The organism is Pararhizobium sp. (assembly GCF_035497515.1).
Classification (GTDB): Bacteria; Pseudomonadota; Alphaproteobacteria; order Rhizobiales; family Rhizobiaceae; genus Pararhizobium.
This window is the reverse complement of record NZ_DATJDJ010000213.1, coordinates 1-13794: the sequence shown is the minus strand read 5'-3', so window position 1 is coordinate 13794 and position 13794 is coordinate 1. Positions and strand designations below refer to the sequence as shown.

Below are 13794 nucleotides of genomic sequence, written 5' to 3'. Positions count from 1 at the left end.
CGCCGGTGCGGTTAGACTTCACCCCCCTACCAGCCGCGCCAGCCGGTCGATGCGACCAGTTCGTTGCGGATGAAGGCGACATCGCCGGTGCCAGGGAGAGCGCGGCTGCAAGACAATCTGGCGCGGTGATGCAGCAGGCCGGAAAGATGCCGTGCGGACCGTCCGGGGCGCTCGTCATCGGAGAGGTCCAGTGTGTCGAAGCTTGCCGGATCGATCGACACGACGCGGATGCCGCGCGAGGCGAAATCGCTCGCAAGGCCGAGCGTCAGCATGTCGATCGCGCCCTTGATGGTTGACTGCGTGTCATCGTCCGGCATGGCGCCGCTGTTTTCCGCCGAACTCATGTTGATGATGATGCCGCCGCGTCCGTCGAACTGCCGGGCGGCTTCCTGGCACATCAGGAACGTGCCGAAGACGTTGACCGCGAAGGCGCGGTCGGCATCGTCAGGCACTTCGATCGGCTCGACCCGGAAAATGCCGGCATTGTTGACGACGATATCGGGTCGGCCGAAAATTTCCACGGCCGCGCGGAAAACGCGCCGGACATCCTGCGCCTTCGACACGTCGCCCTGAACGGCGATGGCGCGGCCCCCGCGCCGGACGATGCCGGCGGCGACACGGACAGCACCTTCGCTGTCGGCGGCATCGTTGAGCACGACGGCAGCACCTTCGGCGGCAAGCCGGGCAGCGATGCGCGCCGTCGGTCCATTGGCAGCGCCGCTGACGACGGCGATCTTTCCGGTCAATCTTGTCATGGGATTATCCTTGATTCTTCGGACTTCGTTTGTCCGATATCCCAAGCATGCGGCAGACAAGGGCTCATGCGTTACAGCGATCCTGCGAGATTTATATGTGATCCTGCAAATGTGGGGATAGGGGGTTTTCACCCTGCGGCGTTCGGTACTAGCTTGTGTTCAATCGCACACACAGCGACCCTGGACGGAAACATGCAGACACAAACCGACAATCTTGCGAAAATCGCCGACATCATTTCGCGCCACGTCGTGGGCGAAGGATCGCAGCAGACGATCATCGACAACCTGTTCATCGGACGCCAGACCGCGCCGACAGTCATGACCCATTCGGCCTATCGCCCGGTTTTCGCGTTGGTCGTCGGCGGTGAGAAAAGCCTCAAACTCGGGCAGGAAATCTACAATTACGGCGCTGGAGACTGCCTTGTCGTTTCCGTCGACCTTCCCGTCAGCTCCAAGACGATCACCGCCAGCCCCGAAAAGCCGCATCTCGGCGTGGCCATGGTGATCGACCCCGACAGGGTCCGCGAAGTGCTGCAGCGGATCGCCGTGCCGGCGGTTGCTGCGACGGCCGGCGGGACCCGCGGACTGGCCGTGACCAAGGCGCCGCCGTCGCTTGTCGACGCGACGCTGCGATATATCCAGCTCCTTGATACTCCAGACGACATTCCGGGTGTTGCGCCGCTGATCGAACAGGAAATTCTCTACCGATTGCTGACCGGTGTCCATGCGTCGCGCCTGATCCAGATCGCTACGGCCGACAGTCCCGGCAACCGCATCGCAAAGGCGATCGCGTGGCTGCGCGACAATTATACAAGGCCGCTTCGCATCGAAGACCTCGCGGACCATATCGGCATGAGTGTTTCGTCCCTGCACCACCATTTCAAGGCCGTCACGGCGATGACGCCGATGCAATATCAGAAACAGCTCAGGCTCAACGAAGCCCGCCGGCTGATGCTGGTGGAAAACATGGATGCGGGCAACGCCGGACACACGGTCGGCTACCAGAGTCCGTCGCAATTCGGGCTGGAATATACAAGGCTCTATGGCCTGTCCCCGCTGCGCGACATCGCGGCGCTGCGCATGCAGGTCGCGGCCGAATAACGCGACCCGTCACGTTTCAGATTACTTCCGGGCGCTGGCGAGACAGTGTTTGCGCCCTATGTCACGAAGCAACCATCCCAGCCCGCATCGGGCTTTCCCACCATGGATAAATGGAGCACACCATGCGTTACAATCAGCTTGGCAAGACCGGCCTGTTCGTTTCCGAAATCTGCCTCGGGACCATGACCTTCGGGCCGGCAAACGAGGGAATGTGGGGTTCGATCGCCGACGTCGACCAGGACGCCGCCGACCGGATCGTCAAGCGTTCGCTCGATGCCGGCGTCAATTTCATCGATACGGCGGATGTCTATTCCAACGGCATTTCCGAGGAATTGCTCGGCCAGTCGCTGGTCAATCTCGGCGTCGACCGCAAGGATGTCGTGATCGCCACCAAGGTTTACGGCCAGATGGGCGATGGTCCGAACGACCGCGGCGCCTCGCGCGGGCACATCATGGATTCCGTCGAGGCCAGTCTCGACCGCCTGCAGATGGATCATATCGATCTCTATCAGATCCACGCGACCGATCCCGTCACGCCGATCGACGAGACCTTGCGGGCGCTGGACGATCTCGTCTCCGGCGGGCTGGTGCGCTATATCGGCGTGTCCAACTGGCAGGCTTGGCGGATCGCCAAGGCGCTGGGTATTTCCGAGCGCAAGGGTTTTGCCCAGTTCGACAGCCTGCAGGCTTACTACTCGATCGCCGGCCGTGACCTCGAGCGCGAGATCGTGCCGCTTCTGACCGAGGAGAAGATGGGCCTGATGGTCTGGTCGCCGCTTGCCGGCGGTCTCTTGTCGGGCAAGTACGGTCCCGGCGCTCCGGGCAATGGCGCAGGTCGCCGGGCAAATTTCGACTTCCCGCCGGTCAATACCGATCGGGCCTGGGATTGCGTCGCCGCCATGCGTGAGGTCGCCGCCAAACACGACGCCAGTGTCGCCGAGGTGGCGCTTGCCTTCATCCTCGCCAAGCCGTTCGTCACCAGCGTCATCGTCGGCGCGAAGAGGGTCGAACAGTTGGAGGAGAACCTGAGGGCGGTCCATCTGAAGCTGGATGCGGAGGATCTGGAGAAGCTTGACGCCGTCAGCGCCCTGCCGCCGGAATATCCCGGCTGGATGCTCGAGCGTCAGGGGGCAGCGCGCCGACCGAAGCCGTTCGAACCCAAGGCATAGTGCCGCAATCGGTGTTCTTTCCACGTCGATGAAGGGAGCAGGCTTGCATGTTGGCCGCATTGGACCGACAAGGGATGGTCTGCTCCCGTATTCTTCAACTGAAAGTAAAGTATTGAACGACAACCCTCTTGCCGCCGTTGACGTGATTGCACGGATCAGTGCCGTACCGACGATCCTCGATGTCGTCTGCAAGGTGACGGGCATGCGCTTTGCCGCCGTTGCGCGTGTGACGGTGGACCAGTGGATCGCCTGTGGCGTTCAGGACAATCTCGCCTTCGACCTGGCGCCCGGCGGCGAGTTGAAGGTCGAAACAACGATCTGCAACGAGATCCGCGATCATCGGCAACCCGTCATCATCGACAATGTCGCCGAGGATCCGCGATACGCCGCACATCACACGCCCCAAATCTATGGACTGCAGAGCTATATCTCCGTGCCGATCCTGCTCGACGACGGCTCCTTCTTCGGCACGCTCTGCGCCATCGACACCGTGCCGCGCACGCTGAACACGCCGGAGATCGCCGGCATGTTCACGTTGTTCGCCAAGCTCATCGCCTTTCATCTCGATGCCCATGAGCGGATCGAGCATGAGCGACAGGGCAGCGAATTGCGCGAGCAGTTCATTGCCGTGCTTGGCCATGACCTGCGCAACCCGCTGGCCTCGCTCGATGCGGGAACACGGATGCTGCTGCGGACGATGACCGACGAGCGCGGCAAGTCTGTGCTGGGCCTGATGCAGAACAGCATATCGCGCATGTCCGGCCTGATCGACAACGTGCTGGATTTCGCCCGCGGACGGCTGGGCGGCGGGATTCCGATCGAGCAGGCGGATGCTGTACCGCTGCGACCGGTGCTCGAGCAGGTGATCGCCGAATTGCGGATCGCCAACCCCGATCGGGTAATCGAGACCCATCTGACGGATACGCCCGTGCGCTGCGACCAGGAGCGTATCGGACAGCTTTTGTCCAACCTGCTGGCGAATGCGCTGACGCATGGCAATTCCGGAAGCCCGATCAAGGTTCGGTCCGCCGCCGTCAGGGACCGGTTCGAATTGTCCGTCTCCAATGGCGGCGAGCCGATCGACGATGCTGTCGTGAAGGACCTGTTCAAGCCTTTCGTGCGCGCATCCGATACGGCCAATGCGCCGGGACTGGGGCTCGGGCTTTATATCGCCTCGGAAATCGCGCGGTCGCACAAGGGCAAATTGCGGGTAACGTCGTCGCCCGACGAAACATGCTTTACCTTTTCGATGCCGCTGCAGTGACGGTCACGGCCTGCGGCCGATGGGCGTCTCGTCGGCAATACCGGGCCACACGCAAAGCACGACGAACATCACGAGACTGAGCACAGGGATGAACAGGCAGATGGCGTATATGCCGGGATAGCCGACGTCACGGAGACGCTTGATGGTCAGCATGACGAACGACACCGTGGAGACGAGACCGGTGACGACCAGGGCAAGTGTCCAGAGCGCCAGGAGAATATCCTGGTCCTGCGTCGCCATCATGCGGGCGAGAATGAAACCGCCGATGGCGATCCAGAACAGCCAGCCGAGGAAATAGGGCAGGCGGGTAATGCGGCCGGAGGGGCTGAAGAACAGCCAGGTCATGGTCTGCCGCCCCTCCGTCACCATGATCAGTCTCGCAGCAGTTCGTTGATGCCGGTCTTGGAGCGGGTCTTTTCATCGACGCGCTTGACGATGACGGCGCAGTAGAGGTTCGGGGCGACGACGCCGTTCGGCATGACCGCGCCCGAGCCCATCGAGCCGGCGACGACGACCGAATAGGGCGGAACTTCGCCATAGGTGACTTCGCCGGTGGCGCGATCGACGATCTTGGTCGACTTGCCGATGAACACGCCCATGCCCAGTACCGAGCCTTCGCGCACGATGCAGCCCTCGACCACCTCCGAACGGGCGCCGATGAAGCAATTGTCCTCGATGATCGTCGGGCCGGCCTGCATCGGTTCCAGCACGCCGCCGATGCCGACGCCGCCGGACAGGTGAACATGCTTGCCGATCTGGGCGCAGGAGCCGACCGTGGCCCAGGTGTCGACCATCGTGCCTTCGCCGACATAGGCGCCGAGATTGACGAAGGACGGCATCAGGATGGCATTCGGTGCGATATAGGCGGAGCGGCGCACGACGGCGTTCGGCACGGCGCGGAAGCCGGCGTCGCGGAACTGGCTTTCACCCCAGCCTTCGAACTTCGACGGCACCTTGTCCCACCAGGTCGACTGGCCCGGACCACCCTTGACGACTTCCATGTCGTTCAGGCGGAACGACAGGAGCACGGCCTTCTTCAGCCACTGGTTGACCGTCCAGTTGCCGTCGGCTCCCTTTTCGGCAACGCGCACCTTACCGGCGTCGAGCAGGTTCAGCGCAGCTTCCACCGCATCGCGAATCTCGCCTTTGGTCGAAAGGGTCACGGTGTCGCGATTGTCGAAAGCGGCGTCGATGGTCTTCGACAGGGCGGCGAGATCATGGGTCATCGGAATTCCTTAAACTTCGGCGGATATCGTAACCTGCTCTAGAGCATGATCCCGAAAAATTGAAGTGGTTTTCGGTTGCGGTCGGCGGCGGATGAAGGTCTATGGCACGGAATGGCTGCGGGCTGATTTGATCCGTAGCGCCCGATGCATTCGAAGGAGCATCCGGCAGCGATGAATTGCTGCCGGTTTGCGGCAGGAAAGTGTGACATGGCAAGAATGAAGAAACGCAATCTGCGGCGCAAGGACGGGGTCTGGGACCCGCTGGTCGATAGCGAGCAGGCAAAACACCGGGCAGCCGGCGTGCCGCAGACGCCGCAATCGATGTCTCCCGCCTACCGGCTTGCCTATGCCGACGACGACTTCCTGGCCCGCGAGGAACTGCGCCCGGTGCGGCTGCAGCTTGAACTGCTGAAGACGGAAATGATGCTGGCCGAACGCGGCATCCAGTCGACGGTGGTGATGTTCGGCGGCGCGCGCATTCCCGAGCCGGGCGGTGACGCCTGGGCGGCGAAGAACGACATCCAGCGCAAGAACCTGACGGCGGCCTCGATCTATTATGAAGAGGCCCGCAAGTTCGCCAAGCTCTGCTCGCTGCATTCGGCCCAGTCCGGATACAAGGAATATGTGGTCACCACAGGCGGCGGGCCGGGTGTGATGGAAGCGGGAAACCGCGGCGCGGACGACGTTGGCGCGCCGTCGATCGGGCTCAACATCGTTTTGCCGCACGAGCAGGCGCCGAACCGCTTCGTGACGCCGGAGCTGTCCTTCAATTTCCACTATTTCGCCATCCGCAAGATGCATTTCCTCGTCCGCGCCAAGGCCGTGACGGTCTTTCCGGGCGGGTTCGGCACGCTCGACGAACTGTTCGAGACGATCACGCTGATGCAGACCGGCCGCATGGCGCTGGTGCCGCTGATCCTGTTCGGCGAGAAATTCTGGCGCACGGTGGTGAATTTCGATGCGCTTGCCGAGTTCGGCACGATCGCGCCCAATGATGTCGACCTGATCCAGTTCGTCGAAACGGCCGAGGAGGCCTGGGAGATCATCTCGAAATTCTACGAGACTGTCGACCCGGCGTCGGTGCCGATGGCATCGGGCCAAAGGTAAGAACAGGTTGCCGCTCGATTGCTGAACCGCGCCCGAACCAAACGGCTTCGGGCGCGTTCTCCTGTTCATTCGAGAACAAGGGAGAACATCATGCCGCAGAAGAGCCTTTCTGAAGTCGCCAAAAAGATGCGCGATATCGACATCGCCATGCTGTCGACCCATACCGATGGCGGCGCGATCGCGGCGCGGCCCATGAGCAACAATGGCGAAGTCGAGTATGACGGCGATTCCTATTATTTCACCTGGGAAAAGTCGCGCATGGTCGATGACATCAGGAAGAATTCCAAGGTGGGCCTATCCTTCCAGGGCAAGAAGGCCTTTTCGGTCGTCGTCGAAGGTGAGGCCGATGTGATCAAGGACAAGGCGGCCTTCAAGGAGCACTGGACGCCGGATCTCGACGACTGGTTCAAGGACGGCATCGACACCAAGGGCATGGTGATGATCAAGGTCAGCGCCGTGCGGGCGCATTACTGGGATGGCGAGGACGAAGGCGAGGTCAAGCTGCCGTCCGGCAAGCGTCATTGACCGGGTAAGGGCCGCAACCACCCTTTCCGAAAAAGCCATTGGCTTTGTGTCGCAGTGACAGGCGGCCTGTCCTGTGCCAATGAGCCGGAATGAAAACCCTGCGACTTATTCTCAGAGACAGAGTTTCCGCTGGCGCCCTCGCGGCGCTGGTAGGCTTCCTGTTGCTGGCGCAGGGACTGGTCGGCGGTGTTGCGCAGGGAACGATGGCGAGCGCCGCCGTCGATCCGTTCAATATCCTCTGCATCGCCCATGAGACCGATGGCGCGCAAAAGCAGGCGCCCGGCGATCCGGTTCAGACTGCACACGATCTCTGCGCGACGCTTTGCCAGTTGGCGACCGGCTCGACACCCTTCCTGCCAGGCCAGGTCGTCGGCATCGTTTCTGCCGCCCGCGAGGCCGACAGGCCGTACCTGACACCGCAGATCCTGCCCGGCGCCATTGCGCGCGACATCTTTACCGAGGCAAGAGCCCCTCCATCCCTCTCCGCATGACGCCCTGAAACCCGGCCGCCGCTTGTGCGGCGGCCGTCTCTTTCGCTCATCCGGAGAATCCCATGTCCGATTTCACGATCGGCCGCGCGAACGCCGACGTCCCAGTGCGTTCCTCGTCCGACCTCTACCGCGCCGTCTGGCGCTGGCATTTCTATGCAGGCCTGCTCGTCCTGCCCTTCCTCATCTCGCTGGCGCTGACCGGCGCGCTCTATCTGTTTCGCGACGAGATCGACGCGGTCGTCCATGCCGACCTGAAACGTGTCGAAATGCGGGACGACACCGCGCGCGTAGCCCCGTCGGCGATGGTTTCTGCCGCACTCGCCGCCTATCCCGGCACCGCCGCCAAATATACCGATCCGCCGACACCCCGGACATCCGCCGAGATCACCGTCAGCACGCCAACGTCCGGCAAACTGGCCGTCTATGTGAACCCCTATGATGGCAAGGTTCTGGGCTCGTTGCCGGATCGCGGCACGATCATGTGGACGATCCGCACCCTTCACAGCCTGAAATATTTCGGCTCGTTCGCGCGGGCCTTGATCGAGATCGCCGCCGGTTGGTCGATCCTGCTGGTCGCCACCGGCATCTATCTGTGGTGGCCGCGCAATCACACCGGCGGCGTGATGAGCATCCGGGGCACGCCGAAGCGCCGGGTGTTCTGGCGTGATACGCATGCGGTGAGCGGCATCTTCGTCAGCTTCTTCATCGTCTTCCTCGCCGTGACCGGCATGCCCTGGTCCGGTGTCTGGGGCGAAAAGGTCAACGAATGGGCGAACGGCAACAATTTCGGCTATCCGGCCGGCGTCTATGTCGGCGTGCCGATGTCGAGCGAACATCTCAACCACTTCGCCAAGACCTCCTGGTCGCTGGAACAGGCGCAGGTGCCGCAATCACCGGCCAAGGATGGCACGGAGGCGATCGGCCTCGACGCGGCGGTCGCAATCATCGAACGGCTGGGTCTCTTGCGGGGTTATTCGGTGACGATCCCGGCGACGGCCGATGGTGTCTATACGGGCTCGGTCTATCCCGACGACGTCTCGCAGCAGCGGGTGGTGCATCTCGACCAATATACCGGCAAGCCGCTGATCGACATGAGCTATGCGGATTACGGTCCGCTTGGCAAGGCGCTGGAATGGGGCATCAATGTCCATATGGGCCAGGAATTCGGACTGGCGAACCAACTGGTGCTGCTGGCGGTCTGCCTGGCCATCGTCCTGCTGGCGGTCTCCGCCGGCATCATGTGGTGGAAGAGGCGGCCGAAGGGTTCGCTCGGCGTGCCGCCGATGCCGTCGGACCGGCGGGTGTTTCGCGGCCTGATCGGAATGCTGGCGCTCGGCGGCATCGCCTTTCCGCTCGTCGGCATCTCGCTTGTCGTGATGCTGGCGCTGGACTGGCTTTATCCGCTCTTCCGCCGCGCCATCCGCTTCGCGCCACCGGCAGCGGATGCGTGAGGCGGTTTTGTTAGCGGTAGGCTATCGCATTTGAAAAGGCCCCTCTGGCCTGCCGGTCTCTCCCCCACAAGGGGGAGAGACCCAGCCACCGGCCCTTCGTTTCAGATGACGATCCGGGCGGCGGGTGAAGCCCCCCCTTGTGGGGAGGGGACTTTTCATCCCTGCCGCCTGCGGGGAAATTATTGTCTTTCCTCGCCGGCCGCTCCGGACAGAGATCAAATCTTCTTCGTAAAATCCGATGCGTCGATGAAGCCGTCGCCGTTTTTGTCGCGGCGCTTGAACATCTTGCCGGCCTGCTCGGTGACTTCGGCAAGGCTGAGCGTGCCGTTGCTGTCGGTGTCGGCGCGCTTGAACATCTTGTGGCGCATGCCGGGCATCATGGCCGGGCGCATGTCCTTCAGCTTTTCCATGGCGGCGGTCTTTTCCGCGCCGGTCTTGTCCTTGGCGGCGCGCATTTCCTTGCGGGCTTCACGGAACGCCTGGCGCTTCGCCTTGATCTCGTCGCGCGAAACCTGGCCATCGCCATTGGTATCGAACGTCTTGAAGGCTTCGGAGGCGCGGGCCTGGGCTTCTTCGAGCGAGACCTTCTTGTCGCCGTTGGTATCGAGGCGCTTGATCATGAACTCGGCGCGTTGTTCCGGTGTCGGCTTCTGCCGGGCAGCAAATGTCGGGGCGACGAAGCCGGTAAGCGCGAGGCTGGCGGCGACGAGGCCGAGCATGAGAGTGTTCTTACGCATGTCTGATCCTTTCGGTGATCGGTGTCCCTGAACGAAAGGATAGACGCGTTTGTTCCCCGCGCCAGTTACATTTTTGTAATGCAACTATTTGATACAAAAGGGATTTCTATGCGTCCGAATTGTGTCTGAACGTAGCCGTCGCCTTACGCGACCAGCCTGCTGAGGAAGCCTGTCAGATCCTCGGTCACGAAATCGACCTCGGCATCGCCCTCGCTGGTCTTTTCCCAGGCTTCGGCGAACTCATATTCGAAATTCTGCGGCACCAGCAGCACGGTCTTCATGCCCAACGCTTTCGGCACGACCAGGTTGCGCGGCAGGTCCTCGAACATCGCGGCGTGTTTCGTATCGACGCGGTGCAGGCTCATGAACTTGTCATAGGTATCGCCGGCGGGCTTGGGCACGTAATCGGCGGCGACGATGTCGAAAATATCGTCGAAATGCTCGAGGATACCCAAAGCGCGCGCGGTCATCTCGGCATGCGGAACGCTGCCATTGGTGAAGATGAACTTGCGGCCGGGCAGCGCCTTGATCATCTCGCCGAGCGCCGGATTGGCCGGCACGACGGTGTAGTCGATGGCATGCGCCTTTTCGAGGAAATCGTTGGGGTCGATGCCGTGATGGATCATCAGGCCCTGCAGCGTGGTGCCGTGATCGCGGTAATATTCCTTCTGCAGCGCCTTGGCCGAAACCGGATCCAGCGTCAAAAGTGCCGCGACATACGCCGTCATGTTGCGGTCGATCTGCGAGAACAGATTGACGTGATGGGGATAGAGCGTGTTGTCGAGATCGAACACCCAGTCGGTGACATCTGCGAAATCGGCTTTGGTCGGCAGGCGGTCGAGCTTTGTCATGGGCGGGTTATGCCACGGGTCGCGGCGGACGCAAATGGGAAATATGCGCGCATGAGCAGGCCGGGCTCGCGGCAAAAGGTGATTTCCTCTGAAACGGCTATTTTGACAGCCCGCCCCTGGCGGCTGCCGGTGTTGTTGCGCAAGGGCGACAATGGAAGGTTTACGATGGACGGTGATGGATTCTGCTCTGTGGGCATGTTAGCTCCCGAGGATGCAAACCTGGATCGTCATCACCATCGCGGCTGCCTTCCTGCAGAACATCCGCTCCGCCATGCAAAAACACCTGAAGGGCGTGATGGGCACGACTGGGGCGACCTTCGTGCGCTTCGGTTACGGCGTGCCGTTCGCGCTGCTCTATCTGGCGATCCTCTGGCGCGGGTTCGACCGGCCGCTGCCGGTTCCGGACGCGCACTTCTTTCTCTGGGCCGTGATCGGCGGTCTGTCGCAGATCGCCGCGACCTTCCTGCTCGTGCATCTGTTTTCCTTCCGCAATTTTGCGGTTGGAACCGCCTACTCCCGCACCGAGCCGGCGCAGGCGGCGCTGTTTGCGCTGGTCTTTCTTGGGGAAGCGGCAAGCCGGGGGACGCTGGTTGCCATCGCGATTTCCGTCGTCGGCGTGATGATCATTTCGGTGGCGCGCACGCCGCTCAGCGTCAAGTCGCTGGTGACGTCGGTTTTTACCCGCACAGCTGGAATCGGCCTTCTGTCCGGCACATTCTTCGGCCTGTCGGCGGTCTCCTACCGGTCCGCCTCGCTGGCGCTGGCCCCGAGCCTGCCTGAGCCCGATTTCGTCATGCAGGCGAGCTTTACGCTCGGTTTCGTCATTTTGCTGCAGACCGTGACGATGCTGGCCTGGATCCTGATCCGCGAGCCGGAAGAGTTGAAACGGGTGGTCAAGGCGTGGCGGCCGGGCCTGCTGGTCGGGTTCGCCGGCGCGTCTGCCTCGTTCGGCTGGTTCATGGCGATGACGCTGCAGCAGGCGGCGATCGTCAAGGTAGTGGCGCAGGTGGAAATGCTGTTCACCTTTGCCTCGGCTGTGTTCATCTTCCGCGAATGGATCAACAAGCTGGAAGTTCTCGGCTGCCTGCTGATCGTGCTTGGCGTGGTGATGCTGCTGGTGCTTTAAAAAAATACACGCCCGATTTTCGGCGGCGTATGAAATGCTCCGGTGGTAGAAGGGATCATGCTGTTTGATCTGCCCCCTGAAGACACCCTCTATGACGCGCTTCTGGCGCGCAGCACCGATTATGAAGGCTCGGCCTTCGTCTGTGTGAAGACCACCGGCATTTTCTGCCGCCTGTCCTGCCCGGCGCGAAAGCCTCGGCGCGAAAACACCATCTTCGTCGATTCGATCGGCACCTGCATGGAGGCGGGGTTCCGGCCCTGCCTGCGCTGCCGTCCGTTGGAAACCGCAGGCGGTAAGGATGCGATCGTCGATAGCCTGATGCAGGCCCTCGACGCCGATCCGGAGCGGCGCTGGAGCGAGACCGATCTGATCCGGCGCGGCCATGATCCGTCCACCGTGCGGCGGGCCTTCAAGCGTCATCTCGGTATCACCTTCCTCGATCTCGCCCGGCATCGAAGGTTGGGTGCGGCAGCACGGCATCTGGCCGATGGCGGCCGCGTCATCGATGCCCAGATCGAGGCCGGTTATGAATCGCCAAGCGGCTTTCGCGCCGCCTTCGCGCGGCTGATCGGCGGCGCGCCGGCGATGTCGCAGGGGCGGACACTGCTCTATGCCGACTGGATGGAGACGCCGCTCGGGCCGATGGTTGCGGTGGGCGACGAGACACGCCTGCATCTTTTGGAGTTTCACGACCGCAAGGGGCTGCCGGCCGAGATGGAGAAGCTGAAGCGGAACACGCGCTCGTCCGTGGCGCCCGGAAAGACGCCACCGATCGCGCAGATCGAGACGGAGCTTTCGGATTATTTCGCCGGCAAGCCGGGCGCCTTCAAGACGCCGCTGGCCCTGAACGGAACGGCGTTTGAGCGGCAGGTCTGGGCGAAACTGCAGGATATTCCGCCGGGCGAGACACGATCCTATGGCGATATCGCCCGCGACGTGGATACGATGAAGGCGGTCCGGGCGGTTGCCAAGGCCAATGGCGCCAACCAGATTTCGATTGTCATTCCCTGTCATCGCTGCATTGGTACGGATGGCTCGCTGACCGGATATGGCGGCGGCATCTGGCGCAAGCAGTGGCTTTTGCGGCATGAAGGCAGGATGAGGCCAACGGGATTGTTTTCGGAGGAAAGACGATGAACCAGATCGACAAGGCAAAGGCGTTTACGGCACTGCATCGCAAGGGCGATCCGGTGGTGCTCTACAATATCTGGGATGCCGGTACGGCGAAGGCGGTCGCGGAATCGGGCGCCAGGGCGCTGGCGACGGGCAGTTGGTCGGTGGCGGCCGCCAATGGTCACGGCGACGGCCAGAAAATTCCGCTTGAGCAACTGGTGGATATTTCCCGCGCCATCGTGGCGGCCACAGACCTGCCGGTGTCGATCGATTTCGAGGGCGGCTATTCCGACGAGGCCCAGGAAACGGCGCTGAACGTTGCGCGGATCGTCGATATCGGCGCCGTCGGTATCAATTTCGAAGACCAGGTGGTCGGCGGCAGCGGGTTGCACACGATCGAGGCGCAGGCGGCACGCATCAAGGCTATTCGGGCCATGGCGGACGAGAAGGGCATCCCCTTCTTCATCAATGCCCGCACGGATCTGTTCCTGAAGGTCTCCGACGATGCGCGCCATCCGTCCTTGATCGAAGAGGCGATCGAGCGCGCCGCCGCCTATGCTGAAGCGGGCGCCGACGGCTTCTTCGTTCCCTGGCTGTCGAACCCCGATCTGATCAAACAGGTCTGCGACGCGGTGGCGCTGCCGGTCAACGTGATGATGCGGGCGGGCATGGACGCGAAGGTGTTGGCCGGACTTGGCGTCGCGCGCATCAGTTACGGACCGGGGCCGTACCGGGCGATGATTGACTGGCTGAAGGGACAGGCGGACGCTGTTTACCGATGAAGTTCTTGGGGAAAATCGCCCAAAGCTTCAGGCAAACCTATAAGTTTGTGTTGAAGGACAAGGTCGTTCAAGAACTCGCCCTGAATTCGAAATTCG

The 13794-nt window shown here is 62.2% G+C and carries 15 protein-coding genes; 10 read left to right on the top strand and 5 right to left on the bottom strand.

The window, feature by feature from the left end; genetic code table 11:
* Positions 1-26: 26 nt before the first annotated feature.
* Positions 27-755, bottom strand: coding sequence for an SDR family NAD(P)-dependent oxidoreductase (locus VL202_RS22365; protein ID WP_325466263.1), 729 nt, complete (start codon positions 753-755; stop codon positions 27-29).
* A 192-nt stretch (positions 756-947) separates the two neighbouring features.
* Between VL202_RS22365 and VL202_RS22360 the strand changes: the two genes are divergently transcribed.
* The 3 genes from VL202_RS22360 to VL202_RS22350 all read left to right on the top strand — a co-directional run bounded on the left by VL202_RS22360 (position 948) and on the right by VL202_RS22350 (position 4289).
* Positions 948-1856, top strand: coding sequence for an AraC family transcriptional regulator (locus VL202_RS22360; RefSeq protein WP_325466262.1), 909 nt, complete (start codon positions 948-950; stop codon positions 1854-1856).
* A 122-nt stretch (positions 1857-1978) separates the two neighbouring features.
* Positions 1979-3025 carry an aldo/keto reductase gene (locus VL202_RS22355; protein ID WP_325466261.1) on the top strand — a complete coding sequence of 349 codons (1047 nt, stop codon included), beginning with the start codon at positions 1979-1981 and terminating at the stop codon, positions 3023-3025.
* Positions 3026-3137: 112 nt separating this feature from the next.
* Positions 3138-4289, top strand: coding sequence for a GAF domain-containing sensor histidine kinase (locus VL202_RS22350; protein ID WP_325466260.1), 1152 nt, complete (start codon positions 3138-3140; stop codon positions 4287-4289).
* Between the two features lie 3 nt (positions 4290-4292).
* Here VL202_RS22350 and VL202_RS22345 read toward each other — a convergent pair whose 3' ends face one another.
* Together VL202_RS22345 and dapD are read right to left on the bottom strand one after the other, a co-directional pair.
* Entirely contained in the window at positions 4293-4658 is a 366-nt protein-coding gene (locus VL202_RS22345; RefSeq protein WP_325466259.1) for a DUF805 domain-containing protein, read from the bottom strand.
* Positions 4659-4660: 2 nt separating this feature from the next.
* Positions 4661-5515 carry a 2,3,4,5-tetrahydropyridine-2,6-dicarboxylate N-succinyltransferase gene (gene dapD / locus VL202_RS22340; RefSeq protein WP_325466258.1) on the bottom strand — a complete coding sequence of 285 codons (855 nt, stop codon included), beginning with the start codon at positions 5513-5515 and terminating at the stop codon, positions 4661-4663.
* A gap of 207 nt (positions 5516-5722) precedes the next feature.
* Between dapD and VL202_RS22335 the strand changes: the two genes are divergently transcribed.
* The 4 genes from VL202_RS22335 to VL202_RS22320 all read left to right on the top strand — a co-directional run bounded on the left by VL202_RS22335 (position 5723) and on the right by VL202_RS22320 (position 9089).
* Complete coding sequence (locus VL202_RS22335) at positions 5723-6622, top strand: LOG family protein (RefSeq protein WP_325466257.1); 900 nt, start codon at positions 5723-5725, stop codon at positions 6620-6622.
* 90 nt (positions 6623-6712) lie between these two features.
* Positions 6713-7147 (top strand): pyridoxamine 5'-phosphate oxidase family protein, encoded by a 435-nt coding sequence (locus tag VL202_RS22330; protein WP_325466256.1) that lies wholly within the window; start codon positions 6713-6715, stop codon positions 7145-7147.
* 89 nt (positions 7148-7236) lie between these two features.
* A complete protein-coding gene (locus tag VL202_RS22325) occupies positions 7237-7638 on the top strand; it encodes a hypothetical protein (RefSeq protein WP_325466255.1) in 402 nt (133 codons plus the stop codon).
* A gap of 62 nt (positions 7639-7700) precedes the next feature.
* Positions 7701-9089, top strand: a complete 1389-nt coding sequence (locus VL202_RS22320; RefSeq protein ID WP_325466254.1) for a PepSY domain-containing protein — start codon at positions 7701-7703, stop codon at positions 9087-9089.
* Between the two features lie 215 nt (positions 9090-9304).
* On the opposite strand, the gene VL202_RS22315 is transcribed toward VL202_RS22320, so the two are convergent.
* Positions 9305-9826: an EF-hand domain-containing protein gene (locus VL202_RS22315; protein WP_325466253.1), complete on the bottom strand. Its 522-nt coding sequence runs from the start codon at positions 9824-9826 to the stop codon at positions 9305-9307.
* Between the two features lie 143 nt (positions 9827-9969).
* Positions 9970-10677, bottom strand: coding sequence for a pyrimidine 5'-nucleotidase (locus tag VL202_RS22310; RefSeq protein ID WP_325466252.1), 708 nt, complete (start codon positions 10675-10677; stop codon positions 9970-9972).
* Between the two features lie 211 nt (positions 10678-10888).
* Here VL202_RS22310 and VL202_RS22305 point away from each other — a divergent pair, with 211 nt between their 5' ends.
* The 3 genes from VL202_RS22305 to VL202_RS22295 are packed head-to-tail and all read left to right on the top strand — an operon-like array spanning position 10889 to position 13698.
* A complete protein-coding gene (locus tag VL202_RS22305; RefSeq protein ID WP_325466251.1) occupies positions 10889-11803 on the top strand; it encodes an EamA family transporter in 915 nt (304 codons plus the stop codon).
* Between the two features lie 57 nt (positions 11804-11860).
* Positions 11861-12940 (top strand): trifunctional transcriptional activator/DNA repair protein Ada/methylated-DNA--[protein]-cysteine S-methyltransferase, encoded by a 1080-nt coding sequence (locus VL202_RS22300; RefSeq protein ID WP_325466250.1) that lies wholly within the window; start codon positions 11861-11863, stop codon positions 12938-12940.
* Positions 12937-13698, top strand: coding sequence for an isocitrate lyase/phosphoenolpyruvate mutase family protein (locus VL202_RS22295; protein WP_325466249.1), 762 nt, complete (start codon positions 12937-12939; stop codon positions 13696-13698). The genes VL202_RS22300 and VL202_RS22295 overlap by 4 nt, the downstream gene beginning before the upstream one ends.
* Positions 13699-13794 lie beyond the last annotated feature (96 nt).